Genomic DNA, 20,546 nt, shown 5'->3' on the forward strand with positions numbered 1-20,546 from the left:
TATAATGGCTTCTCAATAGGAGGGGAAGTCACAAGGAAAAGAACAACAATTATTAGTTAATATATATAAGGTGGAAAAGTTATCCGATATCTCTCTCGTCACGAAGGTGGTGATGCTTCATGACAGCAAGTCGTTCGACCTGCTGGTCAGGAAGTATCAGTCACCCATTCGTGGGTTCTTCCTGCGGCAGACGCTGGGGGATGCGCAGCTGAGTGACGACTTGGCTCAGGATACCTTTGTCAAGGCATATACCCATCTGTCCGGTTTCAGGGGTACAGCCTCTTTCTCCACCTGGCTCTACCGCATCGCCTATAATGTATGGTATGATTATACCCGCAGCCATAAGGAGACGCAGGACATCGATACGCCTGCCGTTTCCGGTAAGAATGCACAGGTTGCCAATGCCGGATTGAAGATGGATTTGCTCAAGGCATTACAGATATTGAATGAAAATGAACGTACATGCATCACGCTGCAGCTGATGGATGGACTCTCTATAGATAAGATTGCAGAGGTGACGGGAATGGCGCAAGGCACCATTAAGTCGCATCTCTCTCGAGGAAAACAGAAACTTGCAAGTTACTTAAAACAGAATGGTTATGACCGATAAGATAAATGATAAGAAGTTGGAGAGCATAAAAGGGGAACCATTGAACCCTCAGGATGAAGAACTCTTGCAGATGTTCTTTTCCGATTGCCAGATGTCTGAGATTCCTGATGACGGATTCTCCGACAGGGTGATGCAGGCATTGCCGGCTTTACCCGAAACTGATACTGCGATGTCGCTGGTTAAGCGCCAGCGCCTGGAACATTTATGGACGGCTGCCTGTGTGGCAGCAGGCATCATCATAGCGGTGGTCTGTCAGGGATGGGAGCAGATTCAGGGATGGCTTTTCTCTATGAAGATAGATTTCCTCCTTTCCGGTTCGCGTGCTCTTACGCATGTGGCAGATTCCATCGCCCACTCTCAGAATCTCCTGATGGTGCTGGCTGGCATCGTTGTCCTCATCATGGTTTGGGGATATAATGAACTGGCTGATGCACGTCAGTAGGCTTCTTCCCTGATATCAATTGTATGAATGATCAGCTCTTTCTATTAGCAGAATAGTTTTTAGTGCTAATAGAAAGAGTTTTTTATTACTATAAATATCATCTTTATGCTCTTGAAATCTCCGTTCAAAGCTTTTGAATGTCCGTTCAGTGTCTTTGAACGGACATTCAATGACTTTGAACGGACATTCAATGTCTTTGAACGAAGATTTTATATTGCTGAATATAGAAAAACAAATAGGTGCTGCTACTTTTTCAGTAGAGCACCTATGCTTATGATATCGGTTTCTAAAACAATTTATAGGTAGTGCGTAGCACTTTGAACTCGGTTCGGCGGTTCAGCTGGTTGCAGATTTCCTGATGCTCCTTGCTCTGCTTCAGGATAAATTCTTCGTTGAGCACATCGCCTTCCTTGAGCCAAGGATACTTCTCGGTGAGTTTCTTGCGCACATTCTTCGGCTTCTCCTTGCCGTAGCCCACAGGGGTGAGGCGCTCTTTCTCTATGCCGTGTTTTATCAGGTAGTCTACTACCGATTGGGCGCGGCGCTGAGACAGATGCTTGTTATATTCGCTGTTTCCCTTGTAGTCGCAATGGGCGCTGAGTTCGATGGTAACGTGCGGGTTCTCTTTCAGCAGCGTTACCAGCTGGTCAAGGGCTGTTGTACTGGCTTCGGTAAGGGTTGCCTTGTCGAAATCGTAGAAGATGTTGTCGATGAGTACAGGGGCTGTGATGGAAGCCAGCGGGAACTGGAGCACGTATTCCTTGCTCTCTTTAGCCGAATCAACCCGAAGTTCTTCCTTGTGGTTGAGGTAGCCTTTGCAGGATGCCATCACCAGGTAGTCGACATGCGGATTGATAGGGAGGACAAACGAACCGTCGCCCTTGACGGATAGTTTCCTGTTCGTTCCGTCGTTGCCTACGATTCTCACCTCTGCGGCAGGCAGTTCATAACCGTCTTTCTCGTAAACCCATCCCTTCATTGTGGTAACAATCTCCGGATTCTCGAAGGAGTAGATATGATCGTAGCCTCTTCCGTCTTTTCTGTTAGAGCAGAAGAAACCCTGGTTGTGGAGACCCTCGAAAGTCATTCCGAAGTCATCGGCTTCTGTATTCAGCGGATAGCCGGGGTGGGTGAGTTCATATTTCCGGGTGATGGAATTTACTTTGGCGATATAGATGTCGAGTCCGCCCATTCCCACATGACCGTTGCTGCTGAAGTAGAAGTCGCCGTTAGGACGGAAGGTAGGGAACATCTCATCGCCTGGGGTGTTGATAGGTTCGCCCAGGTTCTCTACGCCGCCCAGTCCGGCAGAAGTGATGCGCACTCGCCAGATGTCGAGACCGCCCTTACCGCCAGGCATATCTGATACGAAATAGAGCCATTCGCCATCAGGGGAGATGGCTGGATGGGCAAAACAACTGAGTGTATCTTTGCTGATTTCCAGATTCGACGGCTTGCTCCAGGCTGCATCCGAGCGGTTGGAGGTTACTATCTGGGCTAAGCGGGGCGAAGTGGGATCGGTAGCACACTGGGTGAGGTACATCTGCTTGCCGTCTGGGGTAAAGCAGCATGCGCCCTCTTCGTAGTCGGTGTTGAGACCGGTTCCGATGGCTTCCGGCTTGCTCCATTTGCCTTTGTCGTTCTTTTCAGAGAAGAAGATGTCGGCAGATTTCGTTCCCGTCACTCCGTTCAGGTCGCTGCCCTGGGCTTCGTTGCGGGTTGAGGTGAAATAGAGCTGACTGTAGTCATCGCTGAGGAACATCGGCGAATAGTCGTCTCTTCGGGAGTTGAAAACATCCATCCGCTTTACCTTGTACCGGCTTCCTTCCTTCTTCCAGACTGGGGCTTTTCGTGCCGATTCGAGTCCGTTCTTTACCAGCACGTTGTCGGGCATGGAATCGAGCAGGAATTCGAATTCCTTGGCAGCCTGCCTGTAACTTCCGTTCTTCAGGAGCAGCCGGGCGTAAGCCAGGCGGTCGTTGAGGTCTGCCTGCTTGTATCGGATGGCATTGCTGTAGGCTGCCAGTGCCTTCGGCGTACTGTTGATTTTATCATAGCAGCGTGCCATCTTCAGAGCCACCTTGCCCCGGGCAGCCCGCTCTTTGGTAGGTGTTTTGGTGTACACCTTTTTATATTGGGTTGCCGCATCGTAGTATTCGCCTAAAGAAAGATGCTTGTCTGCTTTCTTCAGGTTCTGTTCAATGCCGCAACTTATCAGAAAGAGGCAGCTGATTGCTGTTATGATTTGATAAAATCTTATTTGTTTCATATTGAATTACATCTGTGAGAATGGCTGGCGATATTGGCAGCCTGCCTTCCAGTTGCTGCAGCCATAAGCTGTCTTGCCCTTGATGATGACGCCCTTGCCGCAAAGCGGACATGGTTTGCCAACCATTGGGTCGGCAGCTGGAGCCGGCTGAGCAGGAGCATTCTGAGAATCAGTATTCTTTGCTGCTGCCTTATCGGCTTTCTTGGCAGGAGCCTTTCGGGCAGCCGGTTTCTTGGCAGCCGGTTTCTTCTTGAGGTCTTCCTCTGTCATGATGGTCACTCTCCGGTTGCTGTTGTCTGACAATACATCGATGACAATCTTGTTGATCTGTTCTTTCAGTCCGTTGATGAAGTCGGCAGGATCGTAAGTCTTGTGCTCGATGTCGCGGAGCTTCTTCTCCCAGATACCGGTCAGCTCGCAACTCTTCAGCAGTTCCTCATGGATGGTGTCAATGAGTTCGATGCCTGTCGGGGTTGCCATCAGATTCTTGCGCTGGCGACGGATGTAGTGGCGCTTGAAGAGGGTCTCGATGATGCCGGCACGGGAGGATGGTCGGCCGATTCCGTTCTCCTTCAATGCAGCACGAAGTTCTTCGTCTTCTACGAATTTACCGGCTGTCTCCATCGCACGCAGCAGGGTTGCCTCGGTATAATACTTAGGTGGCGTGGTCCATTTCTCCGTCAGGGTAGGCTGATGTTCTCCCGATTCGCCTTTTGTGAAGGATGGGAGGGTTCTTTCTTCTACTACTTCCTTCTTGGCACCGTTTCCTGAGTCTGCATTTCCGTTGGCGTTATCTGAAGCATCATCGTCATCTGTATTCTTTACATCCTTGGCATAGACTACTCGCCAGCCTGGTTCGAGAATTTCCTTACCGCTTACCTTGAACTCTATCTTTTCCGTTTTCGGTCCGTCTTCGTTGATGACTTCGCCCAAAACGGTGGTGGTAGAGAATTTACAGTCCGGATAGAACACGCTGATAAAGCGCTTGGCGATGAGATCATACACGTTTGCCTCCATATCGGTGAGTCCGGTTGGCGGAACACCGGTTGGGATGATGGCGTGGTGGTCGGTTACCTTGCTATTATCGAAAACCTTCTTGCTCTTCGGCAATTTCTTGCTGATTGTTGCGAGCTGCTGAATGAGCGGGAGGTATTTCTGCTGACTCATGATCTTTGCCTGACTCACTCCGTTCAGAATCTGCGGACATTTCGGATAGATATCGTCGGTCAGGAACTGGGTATCTACACGAGGATAAGTGGTGTATTTCTTTTCGTAGAGACTCTGGATGAGCTTCAGCGTAATATCGGCAGAGTAAGCAAACTTCTTGTTGCAATCCACCTGCAGCGAGGTGAGGTCGTAGAGATGAGGTGGCGCCTCGTTTCCCTTCTTCTTGCTTACATCTGTAACCGTGAAGGGTTTGCCAGCGATGGTGCTGAAAGCCTTCTCGCCTTCCTCCTTGCTGGTAAACTTGCCGCTGGTGGCGGTAAACTGGGTGTCGCGGTAGATGGTGGCGAGTACCCAGTAAGGTTCGGAAACGAAGTTGTCGATTTCCTTCTGGCGGTTTACGATCAGGGCAAGGGTAGGGGTCTGCACCCGGCCGATGCTGAGCACCTGTCGGTTCTGCCCGTATTTCAATGTATAAAGTCGGGTGGCGTTCATACCGAGAATCCAGTCGCCGATGGCACGGGAAAGTCCGGCAAGATAGAGTGACTGATATTCCCCCTGGTCTTTCAGTTCCTGGAATCCCTGCTTGATGGCCTCATCGGTCATGGACGAAATCCACAGTCTCTTGACCGGGCATTTTGCCTGCGCCTTCTGCATCACCCATCTCTGGATAAGCTCTCCTTCCTGTCCGGCGTCACCGCAGTTGATGATGCTGTCGGCAGCCTGCATCAGTTTCTCGATGGTAGCAAACTGCTTCTTGATGCCTTCATCGTTGATGAGCTTGATACCGAAACGCTGTGGAATCATCGGCAACGCCGCAAGGCTCCAATGTTTCCACATCGGAGTATAATCATCCGGTTCCTTCAGCTCACAAAGGTGGCCGAAGGTCCATGTTACTTGGTAACCATTACCTTCCATATAACCGTCGCGTGCCGTGGTAGCCCCGATGATTCGGGCGATATCCTTAGCCACACTCGGTTTCTCTGCTATACAAACTATCATGTTTTATTCTTATTTCTGTTTGCAAAGGTACAATAAAATAATGAGATAGCCATCATTTCGCCTCCTTTTTCTCATGGCGGGGAATAAAAAAGCCCTGTAAGGCTTGGGCCTTACAGGGCGTATTTCATATAAATCCGCGTGCGATTACTCGTACTCCTGCCAGCTCTTAATCTGAAGCTGATCCTGGCTCAATGTGCAGAATGCCTCGATGAAGGCGGAAGCCAGACGGGCATTGGTGATCAGAGGAATGTTGTGGTCGATGGCGCCACGACGGATTCTGTAACCATTGGTCAGCTCACGCTTGGTGTGATTCTTAGGGATGTTGACGATGAGGTCGAACTTGTGGTCGGCAATCATCTGCATCACATTAGGAAGATCCTTGTGGTCCTCATCAGGCCATCCTACGGCTGTAGCCTTCACGTTGTTCTCGTTCAGGAACTTCGCTGTACCGGCTGTAGCGTAGATGGTGTAACCGTTCTTCACCAGCGCCTGGGCAGCATCGAGCAGAGAAGCCTTCTCCTTCGTACCACCGCTTGAAAGCATAATGCCCTTGTCCTTTGAAGGAATCTTGTAGCCGGTAGCAATCAATGAGTTGAGCAATGCCTCCTCGAAAGTATCACCCATACAACCTACCTCACCGGTAGAACTCATATCCACACCCAAAACTGGGTCAGCGTTCTGCAAGCGGGCGAATGAGAACTGTGATGCCTTCACACCCATACGGTCGATATCGAAAGCAGACTTATCCGGTTTCTGATATGGAGCATCGAGCATGATGCGGGTAGCAGTCTCGATGAAGTTGCGCTTCAATACCTTGCTCACGAATGGGAACGAACGGGATGCACGGAGGTTACACTCGATAACCTTCACATCGCGACCCTTAGCCAAGTACTGGATATTGAAAGGACCAGAGATGTTGAGCTCCTTGGCGATGGCACGTGAAATCTTCTTGATCTGACGGGCTGTAGCGAAGGAAATCTGCTGGGCAGGGAAGGTCATGGTGGCATCACCGGAGTGAACACCTGCATACTCTACGTGCTCTGAAATGCCATACTCTACAATCTCACCGTTCTGGGCAACACCGTCGAACTCAATCTCGTTGGTCTCGGTCATAAACTGGGAGATAACTACCGGGTACTCCTTAGAAACCTCAGAAGCTGCCTCCAGGAAGCGACGCAACTCGTCGTCATTGTGGCAAACGTTCATGGCTGCACCAGAAAGAACGTAGGATGGACGGACGAGAACAGGATAGCCTACCTCGTCGATGAACTTCTGAACATCCTCCATAGAGGTGAGGGCGCTCCACTTAGGCTGGTCGATGCCCAGCTTATCGAGCATGGCAGAGAACTTACCACGGTTCTCGGCACGGTCGATGTTGACAGGAGATGTACCCAGAATTGGCACAGACTGACGATGGAGCTTCATAGCCAGGTTGTTTGGAATCTGACCACCCACAGAAACAATCACACCACGTGGTGACTCCAGGTCGATGACATCGAGTACACGCTCGAATGAAAGCTCATCGAAGTAGAGACGGTCGCACATATCGTAGTCGGTAGATACGGTCTCTGGGTTGTAGTTGATCATGATTGACTTGTAACCCAACTTGCGGGCTGTGTTGATGGCGTTTACAGAACACCAGTCGAACTCTACAGAAGAACCGATGCGGTAAGCACCAGAACCGAGAACGATGACAGACTTCTCGTTCTTGTAGTAGTTGATGTCGTAACCCTCTACAGCGTATGTCATGTAGAGATAGTTGGTAAGGTCAGGATGCTCGCTTGCCACAGTAGGGATGCGCTTTACGGCAGGAAGAATGTTCAGCTTCTTGCGCTGGGCACGAACTGCGAGAACCTCCTTCTCCATGTTGGTATCCTTGGTCTTCAATACGAAGCGGGCAATCTGGAAGTCAGAGAAGCCCAATACCTTAGCCTCGCGCAATACCTCTGCAGGAATCTCCTCCAATGTATTGTATGTAGAAAGCTTGTGCTTGTAATCTACGATATTCTTCATGCGCTCGATAAACCAAGGGTCAATCTTGGTCAACTCCTCGATGCGCTCGATGGTGTAGCCTTCCTCCAAAGCCTGGGCGATGGCGAAGATACGGAGGTCGGTAGGGTTAGAAAGTTCCTCATCCAGGTTATCAAACTTGGTGTGGTCGTTGCCAACGAAACCGTGCATTCCCTGACCAATCATACGGAGACCCTTCTGGAGCATCTCCTCGAATGAGCGGCCGATAGACATGATTTCGCCTACAGACTTCATGGAAGAACCAATCTTGCGGCTTACACCGGCAAACTTGGTAAGGTCCCAACGAGGAATCTTACAGATCATATAGTCGAGTGATGGAGCCACATAAGCTGAGTTAGGAGTACCCATCTCGCCAATCTGGTCGAGCGTATAACCGAGGGCAATCTTGGCTGCAACGAAAGCCAAAGGATAACCGGTAGCCTTAGATGCGAGGGCTGAAGAACGGCTCAAGCGAGCGTTGATCTCGATGATACGGTAGTCGTTGGTCTCAGCGTTGAAAGCATACTGGATGTTGCACTCACCCACGATGTTGAGGTGACGGACGCACTTCACGGCGATGTCCTGCAACATCTTCACCTGCTCGTCGGTAAGAGAACAGGTTGGAGCCACAACGATAGACTCACCTGTATGGATTCCGAGTGGGTCGAAGTTTTCCATAGAGGCAACGGTGAAGCAACGGTCGTTCGCATCACGGATGCACTCGAACTCAATCTCCTTCCATCCCTTCAGGCTCTCCTCAACGAGTACCTGAGGTGCGAAAGTGAAGGCAGATTCAGCAATCTCCTTGAACTCCTCTTCGGTCTTGCAGACACCAGAACCGAGACCACCCAGCGCGTAGGCAGAACGGATCATGATAGGGTAGCCGATGTTGCGTGCCGCAGCCACAGCCTCCTCCATGTTCTCGCAAGCGTGGCTTACAGGAACCTTGAGGTCAACCTTGTTGAGCTCCTTTACGAAGAGGTCGCGGTCTTCTGTGTTCATGATTGCCTCTACCGAGGTACCCAACACATCCACACCATACTCCTTGAGCACACCGTTGAGGTAAAGTTCTGTACCTACGTTCAAACCCGTCTGTCCACCCCAAGCCAGCATGATGCCGTCTGGGCGCTCCTTCTTGATAATTTCAGTTACAAAAAAAGGTGTCACCGGCAAGAAATAAACCTTGTCAGCAATACCTTCACTTGTCTGAATTGTAGCAACGTTTGGATTAATGAGGACGGAACTAATACCCTCCTCGCGCAAAGCCTTGAGAGCCTGCGAACCGGAATAGTCAAACTCGCCTGCCTGGCCGATCTTCAAAGCACCGGAACCCAGAACGAGGACTTTCTTAAGCTGTTTCTTCATCATTAAATATAACTATAAGTTTGTTCTTTATATGTCTTGTTATTTATGTTTTTAGCAACTAAACTGTATTTGTGTTAGTTCACAAATGGTAGACACACTATTTCTAGATGCAAAGTTACGCTATTTATTTGATTATTCCAAATTTTCTGCAAATCTTTACAGTTAAATAACATCAATTATTATTATTTCTTCTCTAGAATGTCGTATTTTTGCAATTATTTTGTTACTTTTGCAGCGGCTTTTAGTCATGTAGAAAAAGAATAAAAAATAGCAAACAAGATAAATATAACAACAATGAAAGTCGGATTATTCGTCCCTTGTTATGTGGATGCCCTTTACCCTGAAGCGGGTGTGGCTACATACAAGTTGCTTAAGCATTACGGACTAGACGTGGGTTATCCCGAAAAACAGACTTGCTGCGGCCAGCCAATGGCTAATGCCGGTTTTCAGTACAAGTCGGAGAAGGTCATAGAGACGTTTGATGAACTGTTCAAGGATTACGATTATATCGTAGCTCCTTCTGCCTCATGTGCCGCTTACGTAAAGGTGTATTATCCTAAAATCCTTGAGGGTAAGCACGAGTGTATTTCCTCAAAGAAAATCATGGATGTTGTGGAGTTCCTTCACGATGTGCTGAAGGTGGATCATGTGCCGGGCAAGTTCCCGCATGTGGTGAGTGTACACAACAGTTGTCACGGTGTGCGCGAACTGGGATTGTCATCTCCTTCTGAGCGCCACATCAAGCCTTTCAACAAAATCATTGACTTATTAAATATGGTGGAAGGCATTACCATCCACGAACCGGAGCGCAAGGATGAGTGTTGCGGATTTGGCGGTATGTTCTCTATTGAGGAACCTGCCGTTTCTACCCGTATGGGCGAAGATAAGATCAAGCGCCACATGGCTACAGGCGCTGAGTTTGTTACCGGACCGGATTCTTCCTGTCTGATGCACATGGCTGGAATCGCCAAGAAAGAGAATATGCCGATCAAGTTTATTCATGTTGTTCAAATATTAGCTGCAGGACTATGAGTACAGAACATTCCAAGAGAGCTGCGAAGTTTACGCAGAACGTAGAGAAGACCACCTGGCACGACGCTACCTTCTGGTCTGTTCGTCAGAAGAGAGATAAGATGGCGCAGGAACTTCCTGAGTGGGAAGACCTCCGCGAGCATGCGTCTGAAATCAAGATGCATACGATTACCCATCTCGCCGATTACCTCGATATGTTTTCCAAGAATCTGGAGAGCCGCGGGGTAAAGGTTCACTGGGCAAAGGATGCACAGGAATTCAATGAGATTGTGCTCGGTATTCTGAAAGATCATAACGTGAAGAAGATGGTGAAGTCGAAGTCGATGCTCACCGAGGAGTGCGAGATGAATCCTTATCTGGAGCAGCACGGCATTGACGTGGTGGAGACCGACCTGGGTGAGCGCATCATCCAGCTCTTGCATCAGAAGCCTAGTCATATCGTGATGCCTGCCATCCACCTGAAGCGTGAGGAGGTAGGTAAGATGTTCGAGGAGAAGGGTATCTCCAAGGAAATCGGCAACTATGATCCTACTTACCTGACCCGCTGTGCCCGTCATCATCTCCGCGACCAGTTTATGGAAGCAGGAGCAGGTATGACTGGCTGTAACTTCGGTGTGGCTGCTACCGGCGATTGCGTGGTTTGCACCAACGAGGGTAATGCGGATATGACCACTTCCATGCCTAAGCTCCACATCGTAGCGATGGGTATTGAGAAACTGGTTCCTGATTATAAGTCATTGGCTGTGTTCCAGCGCCTGCTTTGCCGCTGCGGAACCGGTCAGCCTACCACCGCCTTCACTTCTCATTTCCGCCAGGCTCGTCCGGGTGCCGAGATGCATGTGGTATTGGTGGATAACGGCAGAAGCGATATTCTCGCCGATAAGGACCACTGGCAGACTTTGAAATGCATGCGTTGCGGAGCCTGCATGAATACCTGTCCGGTTTATCGTCGTTCAGGCGGTTACAGTTACACCTATTTTATTCCGGGTCCTATCGGTGTGAATCTGGGTATGCTGAAGAATCCTCAGAAGTACAGCGATAATGTTTCGGCATGTACTTTGTGCTTGTCATGCGATAATGTCTGTCCTTCCAAGGTAGGACCGGGTTCTCAGATTTATGTCTGGCGCCAGAGTCTGGAGAAGTTGGGTAAGGCTGATCCTGTGAAGAAGGCGATGTCGAATGGTATGAAGTATCTCTTCGATCGTCCTGCGCTCTACACCACTGCCCTGAAGTTTGCTCCGCTTGTCAATCTGGTTCCTGAATGCTGTACGCACTTCAGCAATTGGAATGCCTGGGGCATCGGTCACGCCATGCCTGAGTTTGCAAAGAAGAGTTTCCATCAGCTTTGGAAAGAAGGAAAGGTGAAGTAGTGGGTCATCATAAAGTTCAAAGTTCAAATTTCAAAGTTCAATGAAGAAAGAAGATTTCCTGAACAAGTTGCGTAAGAATACGCATGTTCAATTCGATATGCCTGCCGTAGATGTGAAGGGTATTCAGTATGAGGATACCTTGAAGCAATTTATTGAGATGACGGAATCGGTAGGTGGCCATGTGATAGAAGCTAAGGAGGGTGAGAGTCTGGATGAACTGGTGAAGAAGGCTTATCCGGAAGCCAAGGTCTTTGCTTCTCATCTGCCAGAAATCACGATTGCCCAGAAGAATCCTGATACGGTGGCTGAGGCTAATGATCTGAATGGTACTGATGTGGGTATTGTTCGTGGTGAAGTGGGTGTTGCCGAGAATGGCTGCATCTGGATTCCTCAGACCATGAAGGAGAAAGCGGTGCTTTTCATCTCGGAATACCTTGTGATATTCCTCGAAAAAGAGAAGATTGTGAACAATATGCATGAGGCTTATGCCCGTATTGAGATGGATCCGAAGTACAATTTCGGTATTTTCATCAGTGGTCCTTCCAAGACTGCCGATATTGAGCAGGCTCTGGTTATGGGTGCGCAAGCTGCTCGTGGTGTGACAGTTATACTCTTGTAAAAGGCAGAAATCCCGAAGTTCACTATCTTGTGAACTTCGGGATTTCTCTTTATACTGTCCATTCATAGGTGTCGTAAACCACGCCTCTTCCTCCATAACCTTCCTTGTGGGCGATGAGGCCTTCGTTGATCCAGGCTCCCTGCTGTTCCGTAGAACTGCCGAAGTCCAGATAGGGATAATCGGGGTAATCATGATACATAATCTGTTCGTAGATAGCCTCCATGGCTCCGAATTCCTTTCCCTCATCGTTGGTAGAACTATATTGTCCGTGTACCACTTGCTGGGTAATATAAAAGGTGAGGCCTCCTATAATGTGCCCGTTGCGATAAGCATTGTATTGGATGATATTCTCGGGGAATCGGCTTTTCAGAAGTTCCATTTCCTGAAGCGTGTGTACCGGTTTGGCACCAAATCGCTTTTCCAGGTTCTCATTCAATACCTCCCAGAATTCCGACAGGCTTGCATCTCTCACTACGGTCACTCCATTCTGATGAGCCTTCTTCAGACGGCGCAAGTGGTCTTTCCGCCAGCGCAATTTCTGCTGCATGAAGATGGTTGTGCCGATATTGCGGAGCGAAAGATAGGCCTTGCATTTCCAGAAGATGGCGTAGAGATCTTCTTCTGAAGGATGGAGATGATAGATCCAGGGAATAGGACGATACTGTACCTTCTCGAAACCCTGAAGGCGCAGATAGACATTCAATTCCTCAAAGAGTTGGCAGACATCTGAAATCGTGACGTGGATGTTCATGATCAGTCCGCCATAGGTGAGTCCGAAATGTGAGCAGAGGGTCTTGCCTACCTGATGGGCTGGCAGGATGGAATGAAGCTTTCCCTTCTTGAAGAATAGGAGAGAATAGTCCTTGAACCTATCGGAATGGTAATCCATATAGTTGCGGTAAAAGAGAAACGTAGCGTTTCGGGCTTTTGCCACATACTCATCCCATTGCTGGCGATATTCGGGGGTGTATTTGATGATTTCAAACATGATGTCTTGCATATCTGAGGTATTCGTCATATTCGCGTATGTAGTCTTCTTCCTTAAACTTTTGGGAAGCCAGAACCAGACACAATGAGCCGGAAGAGAAATCATCCAGTGTTCGCCAGATATTGACATCCACGAACAGTCCCTCCCAAGGGTGGTTGAGATGATAGGTCTTCTTCTGTTCTCCATTATCCAGTGTTACCGAAAAGGAACCGCTGGCTGCTATGATGAATTCCTGGCATTCCTTGTGAGCATGGCCACCGCGACTTTCTCCGCCCGGAACATCATAGGTCCAGTAGGTACGGGCAATGGCAAAGGGAATATGCGTTTCTCCCTCTGCCACTGTCAGGTTGCCTCTTGGGTCGAATATCTTGGGTAATGTGATAATTCTTCCTAATTCTTTCATGTCTTATTTCTTCATGTATGGGTCGGTTCCCAATACAGTCTTTGCCAGACGCTTTGCCTTGTCGCGAAGCTGGTTGAGGTCATCGCCCTTTTCGCCGTAGCAGAGTACGACGCCCATGCGGCGGCCCACGTGAGCCTCTGGCTTGCCGAAGATACGGATGCGGGTGTGGTCTTCCTTCAGGGCATCGAGCATATTGTAGTTTAATGGCTCGGTGCTTTCCTCTGGCGAGAGGATGACGGCAGAACAGCCGATGTGCTCCAGATGGATTCCGGCGATAGGTAAGCCCATCACGGCACGGAAGTGGAGCTCAAACTCGCTCAGGTTGGTGGTGTGACCGAGGGTTACCATACCTGTATCGTGTGGACGAGGACTCAACTCTGAGAAGATGACTTCGCCCTGCTTGCTCAGGAAGAACTCTACGCCCCAGAGACCGGCACCAGTCAATGCCTTGGTTACTTCGCCGGCAATGTGCTCAGCCTTCTTCAAAGCCTCCTCTGGAATCTGGAATGGCTGCCAACTCTCGCGGTAGTCGCCGCCCTTCTGTACGTGGCCGATAGGTGGACAGAAGAGGGTAGGACCGTCTTTCTGGGTGACGGTGAGCAGGGTGAACTCAGAATCGAAGTCGATAAATTCCTCGATGATTACTTCCTTCACGTCGCCACGACCTTCTTCCATTGCCTCCTTGTAAGCCTCCTTCAGTTCATCATCGTTGTGAACATAGCTCTGACCATGTCCGCTTGAACTCATCAGAGGTTTCACTACGCATGGGAATCCGATTTCATCGGCAGCGTTCTTAAACTCCTCGAAGGTCTTGGCATAGAAATACTTGGCTGTGCGCAGACCCAGTTCCTTGGCAGCCAAGTCGCGGATGGCACGGCGGTTCATGGTGTAGTTCACGGCACGGGCAGAAGGCACAACCTGGATGCCCTCCTTCTCGAAGTCGAAGAGTCGCTCGGTGCGGATAGCTTCAATCTCAGGCACGATGATGTCTGGGTGATGTTTCTCTACCACTGCGGTCAATGCGTCGCCATCGAGCATCGAGAACACTTCTCGCTCGTCGGCTACCTGCATGGCTGGTGCATTGTCATACTTGTCGCAAGCGATGACGTACTGTCCTGCTCGCTTTGCGGCGATGGTAAATTCTTTGCCCAGTTCGCCTGAGCCCAAAAGCATAATCTTCTTCATTTATATGATGTTTAATGTTTTATGTCCCTAAAATTAATCACTAATCACTACTAATTAATCACTAATAATTAATCACTAAGTCCGAACTTCTTTCTGATAAATTCTGCGATAAACTTCTCTGTTTCTTCGATTCCCAGATGGCTGCTGTTGATGCAGAGGTCGTAGCTCTCGCTGTGTCCCCACTTCTTGCCTGTATAGTAATCGTAGTAAGAGGCGCGCTGCTCCTCATGGCTTTCGATGAACTTGCGGGCGGAGGCTCTGTCGATGTTCTTTCGCTTGCATACTGCCTTGATGCGGTCGTCGATGTTGGCGGTGATGAAGATGTTGATCACGTTCTTGTAATCACGCAGCACATAGTCGGCGGTTCTGCCCACAAACACGCAGTTGCCCTCATCGGCAGCCTTTCTGATGGCGTCGCTCTGGAACTTGTACAGACCTTCCTGCGAGAAGTCGTTGTGATAGAAATTGTTATCGCTCAGGAAGGGCAGATGGGTATGGAAGAGAGACTTGAAGAATCCCTTCTGCTCATCGTTCTGCTCGAAGAATTTCTCCGAGAATCCGCTCTCCTTGGCGGCAAGATTCAGCAGCTCACGGTCGTAACATTTGCAACCGAAATCCTCCGCCAGCTTCTCGGCGATGATATGGCCGCCGCTACCTATCTGGCGACCCACGTTTATGATAATCTTATTCATAATTTATAGTTTATAATTTATAGTTTATAGGGCAATCTTGCTAAACGGCGAAGCTGCTATTAACTATTAACTTTTAGCTGTTCTTGGTGTTGTCTTTTCAGTTTGTTCATGTACCATACCATGACGACTCCGGCGATGACTGCTGCAGAGAAATCAGAGATAGGCATACTGTACCATACACCATCAATGTCCCATATCATCGGCAGGAAAGCCAGGAGCGGCAGGAGGATGAGCAACTGTCTCGACAAGGAGAGGAAGATACTGATCTTCACCTTTCCGATGCACTGGAAGAAGTTGGTGATAACCATCTGGAATCCGATGACCGGGAAGCAGAACATCACCACTCTGATCGCCTTAATACCCAAGTCTATCAGTTGCATATCGGTTGTAAACAGTCGTGCGCAGTAGTAAGGCAGGAACATCGCTATCAGCCAGCCCGTTACCATGATGGCGGTGGCGGCAATGATGCTCAGGTTCAGTACGCGAATCAGTCGGTCCAGTTTCTGTGCTCCGTAATTGTAGCCGGCGATAGGCTGCATTCCCTGGTTTACGCCGAATACGAACATCACGAACACCATTGCAATACCATTGGCTATTCCGTAGGCACCCACGGAGAGGTCGCCTCCGAAACGCACCAGCTGGTTGTTGATGAAGATGACGATGATGCAAGCGCACACGTTCATCAGGAAAGGCGAAATGCCGATGGCAAGGATATTATCCACGAGTTTCCTCTTCAGTCTGTAGATGCCTTTCTTGAAGTGGAGCAGCTCATTCTTGTTGCTGAAGAGCTTGATTTGCCACATCAGCGCCATCAGTTGCGAAAGGATGGTGGCGATGGCGGCACCCTGTATTCCCCATTTGAAAACGAGGATGAAGAGGGCATCCAGTATCACGTTCATCACCACCGTGAAGATGGTGGCGTACATCGCCTGCTTAGGCTTGCTCGCTACTCGGAGCAGGGCATTCATACCGAAATACATGTGGCTCACCACATTGCCCAGCAGGATGATGACCATATACTCATGGGCATAGATGAGCGTCTGGTCGCTGGCTCCGAAGAATCTCAGGATAGGGTCGAGGAAGAGCAGACAGATGATGCTCAATCCGATACCGATGATGAGATTCAGAGAAATCGTGTTACCCAGAATGTTTTGCGCTGTGGCATAGTCTTTTTGTCCCAACTTCACGCTGATGGCAGTAGACGCTCCTACGCCCACACCGGCTCCGAAGGCAGCGGTGAGGTTCATGAAGGGGAAGGTGATGGCGAGACCTGAGATGGCCATGGCTCCCACACCCTGACCGATGAATACTCGGTCAACGATGTTGTAGAGTGAGGCGGCGGTCATCGCAATCATCGCTGGCAGGGCATACTGAACGAGCAGCTTGCCCACCGGCTTCGTACCTAATTCTAATGTCGCTTGTTTATTTTCCATTTATATCTGTTTTTTCCTCATAGCCGCTCGCCCAGCTTCTTTCAGAATGCAATTGCAGCGGCTACTTGTCTGCAAAAGTACAAAAAATATCTGATACCTTATTATATATATGAGAAAAACTTGCATTTCATGATAAAAACTTCCCTTTTCCTTTGGTGTTTTCGTACAATTTCTGTACTTTTGCACTTCAGAATAAACAATTCAACTGATTAATAAATGCAATACAGAAATATTGCAGCAACAACAATAACAAACCGGACTACCGATATAATGATGAAAAAATTTTTGATGCTTTATGCATTCTTAATGACTGCTCTCTCTTTGTTTGCTCGCGAAGACAGGGTTAGCAATTTTGAGCAACTGATGCGGTTGCCCCGCATCGCCGAAACCGATATGGTGTCGTATCCGGGAGGCAAGTGTATGATGTATCGTCTTTATCTCAGAGACAAAGACCTCAGTCACACTCCCTTCTCGGTAAGTCGCCCTGCAGATTTTCTCTCTCCCCGTTCCATAGAGCGCAGAAAGAGACAGAATCTGCCCATCGACGTTACCGATTTGCCTGTGGCTCCTGCTTATGAGCAGGCTGTAAGCGAGGCAGGCATCGAGATTGTGGGCAAGAGCAAGTGGAACAATACCCTGCTGGTCCGCATTCATAAGGAGAAGGAACTACGGAAACTGGATGATCTGGATTTCATCACACGGAAAATGAAGGTCTTCTCTGCTCCCGATTCTGTCAGTCAGCGCATCAGAAGTAGCGTTCGCAGGGGATTGAACGATTGGACTGGTGGAATAGGCGAATATGGTGCTGCCGATGCGCAGATCCAGTCGCTCAACGGCAAGCGGCTGCATGAAACCGGACATTTGGGCAAAGGAATGATGATTGCTGTCTTCGACGGCGGATTCATGAATGTGGATAAGATTCCGGCGCTGCATAATATCAGATTGGCGGGCGTTAAGGACTTTGTGCTTCCTCAATCCAAGAATGTTTTCGCCGAGATGGAGCATGGAACGATGGTGCTTTCTACGATGGCTGCCAATGAACCCGAAAGATTCGTGGGAGTGGCGCCTGAGGCTCAATATCTGCTGGTGCGCTGTGAAGATGAGCGCACAGAGAGTCTGGCAGAAGAGGATTACTGGGCTTTTGCCGCTGAATATGCTGACAGTTGTGGCGTGGATGTCATCAACTCTTCGTTAGGCTATCATGGCTTCGATGATGCGTCTACCAACCATCATTATTATGAGCAGGACGGTAATTCTACCCTCATCTCCCGCACCGCTTCGATGTGTGCTGACAAGGGAATCATCTGTGTCAATTCTGCAGGAAACGACGGAATGGGAAGTTGGAAGAAAATCAATTTCCCTGCCGATGCACGCAATATCCTTACCGTGGGCAGCGTAAACGAAATGGGCGAGAATGCGGCTTTCAGTGCCGTGGGACCTACTGCTGACGGCAGAATCAAGCCTGATGTGATGGCTTACGGAAGTCCTACCTGTGTGATTACGGGCCGTGGAAATATCATCAATGATAACGGAACGTCTTTCTCTTCTCCGCTCATCGCCGGAATGGTAGCGTGTCTCTGGCAGGCTTTGCCTCAGAAGACGGCTAAGCAGATTATGAAACTCGTGAGATTGGCTGGTAATAATCAGCATCATCCCGATAATGTATTCGGATATGGTGTGCCTGATTTCTGGAAGGCTTATCAGACGGGGAAAGCGATTAAGTAGTTAATAGTTGATAGTTTATAGTTAATAGGGCAAACTTGCTCTGCTAGCTATAAACTTTCAACTATAAACTGTAAATTTTAAACAGTAAACAGCATGGAACGACTTCGATTGTCCCTTTTTGAATTGAACTCGATGGTCCGTGAGGTCATTTCGATGTCCTTGCCCGACAGCTATTGGGTGGAAGCGGAACTCTCCGAGGCTCGCGAGGGCTACGGCGGGCACTGCTATCTGGAACTCATCGAGAAGGATGAACGGTCTAATACGCCCATTGCCAAGGCGCATGCCTCCTGCTGGCGAAACCGATGGATGTTCATCAAACCGAATTTCGAGCGCATCACCGGACAGCGCATTCATGCCGGAATGAAAGTGCTGCTCAAGGTACACGCGCAGTTTCATGAGAACTATGGCTTTTCCTGGATAGTAGATGATATTGACCCTAACTATACGATGGGCGATATGGCGCGCAAGCGGCTGGAAATCATCAATACGCTGAAAGCTGAGGGCGTATTCGAACTGCAGAAGGAGTTGGCGCTCCCGATGTTCTGCCAGCGCATCGCCGTCATTTCCAGTGCAACGGCAGCAGGTTATGGTGATTTCTGCAACCAGCTTGCCGATAACGATTATGGTCTGCAGTTTCAAACCCGCCTCTTTCCGGCTACGATGCAGGGCGAGGGGGTAGAGCAGAGCGTGATTGCTGCCCTCGACAGTATCAATGCCGAATGGGAACAGTTTGATTGCGTAGTCATCATCCGAGGCGGTGGCGCTACGAGCGATCTCTCGGGTTTCGACACCCTGGCGCTTGCCGAGAATGTGGCAAACTTCCCGCTGCCTATCATCACGGGAATAGGACATGAAAGGGACGAGAGTGTGCTGGATATGATTTCTTTCCAACGTGTAAAGACACCGACAGCCGCTGCCGCCTTCCTCGTTAATCATCTTACTGAGGTTTATGCCCGTGTGGTGAATGCGCAAGAGGCTATCGTGCAGAATGTGAAGCACCGTCTGCAGGTGGAGAAGATGAGGCTCGACAGATTGAGCAACTCGATTCCTGTTCAGTTTTCGCTGGTGAAGACGAAGCAGGGAGCCTATCTCGACCGCTTGATGAGCCGTTTAAGCACAAATGTCCAGTCGAAACTATCGGAAGCCCAGCGCCATTTCGAGATTCTTTCTCAGAATATTCAGCCGATATTGGAAAGGAAGATGCTCAACGAGAGTCATCGTCTGCAGCTTCTTTCCCAGCGCATCCAGGCACAAGACCCCGAATTGTTGCTGAAACGTGGCTACAGCATCACGCTGAAAGATGGCAAAAGCATCCGCTCTGCCTCAGAACTGAAGTCTGGCGACATCATCGAAACGAGGTTGGCTGAGGGCAGCGTGAAGGCAAAAGTTGAATAAAACTCTGTTACCCCAAAACAAAATAAAAATATGGAAAAAGAAGAAATGAAATACGAACAAGCCGTAAGAGAGCTTGAAGAAATCGTAGAAAGAATGGAGAATGATGAACTCGATATTGATCAGCTCTCCGAGCAGTTGAAACGTGCCAAAACCTTGGTGAAACTCTGTAAAGACAAACTCACCAAGACCGATGAGGAAATCAAGAAACTCCTCAGCGAGGATTGATTTTCTGAGTGGCGGGCCGATTTTTCTTTGATTCTTCATTGGATTCTATGGATTTTAAAGGGTTAATGTTTAGTTTTGCACACGGATCTCACGGATTTCGGCTCCTTCGGAGTTTTGGCTGTGAGTCTTAGTGAGTACCGTTGCTTGCAACGAAGAAGATCCGTGAGATCTGTGAGATCCGTGTGAGACTTCTCTTTCTGAATCACATTGCAAAGATACAACATTTCATTTTCCCAACTCACCGATGCTCACTGTTGCTCACCGATGCTCACCGATTTCGACTCCTTTGGAGTTTTTCCATTAAGACCAAATGAGAATACCCGTTGCTTGCAACGAAAAAATAAATCCGTGAGATCCGTGTGCGACTTAAATACTATCCGTAACCATGATACTTAGCCATCGTAACCATGATACTTAGCGGTCGTAACTATCTTGTTTACGCCAGGGGTAACTAGGGTGAGTAGGAAATCGATTTTTCTGGGAGTCTATATATGCTATATCTTTCCTATAGTAAACGAACCTTTACATAAGGAAACTCTTAGAAAGTACCCTCCCCTTACTTACCCTACCCACCCCTAGAAGGGCAGGTCGGGGGCGGTATCGATTTGATACAAGGT

At 49.0% G+C, this 20,546-nt stretch carries 16 protein-coding genes; 8 read left to right on the top strand and 8 right to left on the bottom strand.

Going from position 1 to position 20,546, the window contains the following annotated elements; all coding sequences use genetic code 11:
* The first annotated feature begins 70 nt into the window (after positions 1-70).
* Both ONT19_RS00825 and ONT19_RS00830 read left to right on the top strand, forming a co-directional pair.
* Positions 71-610 (top strand): RNA polymerase sigma factor, encoded by a 540-nt coding sequence (locus tag ONT19_RS00825; RefSeq protein ID WP_264953391.1) that lies wholly within the window; start codon positions 71-73, stop codon positions 608-610.
* Positions 600-1,052, top strand: a complete 453-nt coding sequence (locus ONT19_RS00830) for a DUF5056 domain-containing protein (protein WP_264953392.1) — start codon at positions 600-602, stop codon at positions 1,050-1,052. The genes ONT19_RS00825 and ONT19_RS00830 overlap by 11 nt, the downstream gene beginning before the upstream one ends.
* 286 nt (positions 1,053-1,338) lie before the next feature.
* Here ONT19_RS00830 and ONT19_RS00835 read toward each other — a convergent pair whose 3' ends face one another.
* From ONT19_RS00835 to carB, 3 genes are all read right to left on the bottom strand, one after another.
* The gene (locus ONT19_RS00835) at positions 1,339-3,321 is read right to left on the bottom strand and encodes an OmpA family protein (protein ID WP_264953393.1); all 1,983 of its coding nucleotides are present in this window, start codon (positions 3,319-3,321) and stop codon (positions 1,339-1,341) included.
* Between the two features lie 6 nt (positions 3,322-3,327).
* Positions 3,328-5,487 carry a DNA topoisomerase 3 gene (locus ONT19_RS00840; protein ID WP_264953394.1) on the bottom strand — a complete coding sequence of 720 codons (2,160 nt, stop codon included), beginning with the start codon at positions 5,485-5,487 and terminating at the stop codon, positions 3,328-3,330.
* Positions 5,488-5,631: 144 nt separating this feature from the next.
* On the bottom strand, positions 5,632-8,862 hold the full coding sequence (gene carB / locus ONT19_RS00845) for a carbamoyl-phosphate synthase (glutamine-hydrolyzing) large subunit (protein WP_264953427.1): 3,231 nt from the start codon (positions 8,860-8,862) through the stop codon (positions 5,632-5,634).
* 294 nt (positions 8,863-9,156) lie between these two features.
* Here carB and ONT19_RS00850 point away from each other — a divergent pair, with 294 nt between their 5' ends.
* Genes ONT19_RS00850 through ONT19_RS00860 form a run of 3 tightly spaced genes read left to right on the top strand, consistent with a single transcriptional unit; the run spans position 9,157 to position 11,883 of the window.
* A complete protein-coding gene (locus tag ONT19_RS00850) occupies positions 9,157-9,894 on the top strand; it encodes a (Fe-S)-binding protein (protein WP_118153616.1) in 738 nt (245 codons plus the stop codon).
* Positions 9,891-11,264, top strand: a complete 1,374-nt coding sequence (locus tag ONT19_RS00855; RefSeq protein ID WP_118063586.1) for a lactate utilization protein B — start codon at positions 9,891-9,893, stop codon at positions 11,262-11,264. Before ONT19_RS00850 ends, ONT19_RS00855 begins: the two co-directional genes overlap by 4 nt.
* Before the next feature lie 40 nt (positions 11,265-11,304).
* Positions 11,305-11,883, top strand: a complete 579-nt coding sequence (locus tag ONT19_RS00860) for a LutC/YkgG family protein (RefSeq protein ID WP_118153621.1) — start codon at positions 11,305-11,307, stop codon at positions 11,881-11,883.
* A gap of 49 nt (positions 11,884-11,932) precedes the next feature.
* On the opposite strand, the gene ONT19_RS00865 is transcribed toward ONT19_RS00860, so the two are convergent.
* From ONT19_RS00865 to ONT19_RS00885, 5 genes are all read right to left on the bottom strand, one after another.
* Complete coding sequence (locus tag ONT19_RS00865; protein WP_234564011.1) at positions 11,933-12,901, bottom strand: GNAT family N-acetyltransferase; 969 nt, start codon at positions 12,899-12,901, stop codon at positions 11,933-11,935.
* A complete protein-coding gene (locus ONT19_RS00870) occupies positions 12,864-13,274 on the bottom strand; it encodes a sugar 3,4-ketoisomerase (protein WP_118190040.1) in 411 nt (136 codons plus the stop codon). Before ONT19_RS00870 ends, ONT19_RS00865 begins: the two co-directional genes overlap by 38 nt.
* Positions 13,275-13,277: 3 nt before the next feature.
* Positions 13,278-14,459, bottom strand: a complete 1,182-nt coding sequence (purT, locus tag ONT19_RS00875) for a formate-dependent phosphoribosylglycinamide formyltransferase (protein ID WP_006847765.1) — start codon at positions 14,457-14,459, stop codon at positions 13,278-13,280.
* A gap of 68 nt (positions 14,460-14,527) precedes the next feature.
* Entirely contained in the window at positions 14,528-15,151 is a 624-nt protein-coding gene (locus ONT19_RS00880) for an AAA family ATPase (RefSeq protein WP_118081260.1), read from the bottom strand.
* Positions 15,152-15,210: 59 nt separating this feature from the next.
* On the bottom strand, positions 15,211-16,584 hold the full coding sequence (locus ONT19_RS00885; protein WP_264953395.1) for an MATE family efflux transporter: 1,374 nt from the start codon (positions 16,582-16,584) through the stop codon (positions 15,211-15,213).
* A 270-nt stretch (positions 16,585-16,854) separates the two neighbouring features.
* Here ONT19_RS00885 and ONT19_RS00890 point away from each other — a divergent pair, with 270 nt between their 5' ends.
* From ONT19_RS00890 to xseB, 3 genes are all read left to right on the top strand, one after another.
* Complete coding sequence (locus ONT19_RS00890; RefSeq protein ID WP_437183488.1) at positions 16,855-18,309, top strand: S8 family peptidase; 1,455 nt, start codon at positions 16,855-16,857, stop codon at positions 18,307-18,309.
* 93 nt (positions 18,310-18,402) lie between these two features.
* Positions 18,403-19,704 carry an exodeoxyribonuclease VII large subunit gene (gene xseA, locus ONT19_RS00895; protein WP_264953396.1) on the top strand — a complete coding sequence of 434 codons (1,302 nt, stop codon included), beginning with the start codon at positions 18,403-18,405 and terminating at the stop codon, positions 19,702-19,704.
* Between the two features lie 30 nt (positions 19,705-19,734).
* Positions 19,735-19,929: an exodeoxyribonuclease VII small subunit gene (gene xseB, locus ONT19_RS00900; RefSeq protein WP_006847759.1), complete on the top strand. Its 195-nt coding sequence runs from the start codon at positions 19,735-19,737 to the stop codon at positions 19,927-19,929.
* Positions 19,930-20,546: the final 617 nt, after the last annotated feature.

The sequence above is a fragment of the Segatella copri genome (genome assembly GCF_026015625.1).
GTDB classification, from domain to species: Bacteria; Bacteroidota; Bacteroidia; order Bacteroidales; family Bacteroidaceae; genus Prevotella; species Prevotella copri_H.

Bases quoted from the DNA above. Each gene is read 5' to 3' on its own strand.
- ONT19_RS00830 (WP_264953392.1), top strand. From the start codon at position 600: ATGACCGATAAGATAAATGATAAGAAGTTGGAGAGCATAAAAGGGGAA.
- ONT19_RS00835 (WP_264953393.1), bottom strand. From the start codon at position 3,321: ATGAAACAAATAAGATTTTATCAAATCATAACAGCAATCAGCTGCCTC.
- ONT19_RS00840 (WP_264953394.1), bottom strand. From the start codon at position 5,487: ATGATAGTTTGTATAGCAGAGAAACCGAGTGTGGCTAAGGATATCGCC.
- carB (WP_264953427.1), bottom strand. From the start codon at position 8,862: ATGAAGAAACAGCTTAAGAAAGTCCTCGTTCTGGGTTCCGGTGCTTTG.
- ONT19_RS00850 (WP_118153616.1), top strand. From the start codon at position 9,157: ATGAAAGTCGGATTATTCGTCCCTTGTTATGTGGATGCCCTTTACCCT.
- ONT19_RS00855 (WP_118063586.1), top strand. From the start codon at position 9,891: ATGAGTACAGAACATTCCAAGAGAGCTGCGAAGTTTACGCAGAACGTA.
- ONT19_RS00860 (WP_118153621.1), top strand. From the start codon at position 11,305: ATGAAGAAAGAAGATTTCCTGAACAAGTTGCGTAAGAATACGCATGTT.
- ONT19_RS00865 (WP_234564011.1), bottom strand. From the start codon at position 12,901: ATGACGAATACCTCAGATATGCAAGACATCATGTTTGAAATCATCAAA.
- ONT19_RS00870 (WP_118190040.1), bottom strand. From the start codon at position 13,274: ATGAAAGAATTAGGAAGAATTATCACATTACCCAAGATATTCGACCCA.
- purT (WP_006847765.1), bottom strand. From the start codon at position 14,459: ATGAAGAAGATTATGCTTTTGGGCTCAGGCGAACTGGGCAAAGAATTT.
- ONT19_RS00880 (WP_118081260.1), bottom strand. From the start codon at position 15,151: ATGAATAAGATTATCATAAACGTGGGTCGCCAGATAGGTAGCGGCGGC.
- ONT19_RS00885 (WP_264953395.1), bottom strand. From the start codon at position 16,584: ATGGAAAATAAACAAGCGACATTAGAATTAGGTACGAAGCCGGTGGGC.
- ONT19_RS00890 (WP_437183488.1), top strand. From the start codon at position 16,855: ATGATGAAAAAATTTTTGATGCTTTATGCATTCTTAATGACTGCTCTC.
- xseA (WP_264953396.1), top strand. From the start codon at position 18,403: ATGGAACGACTTCGATTGTCCCTTTTTGAATTGAACTCGATGGTCCGT.
- xseB (WP_006847759.1), top strand. From the start codon at position 19,735: ATGGAAAAAGAAGAAATGAAATACGAACAAGCCGTAAGAGAGCTTGAA.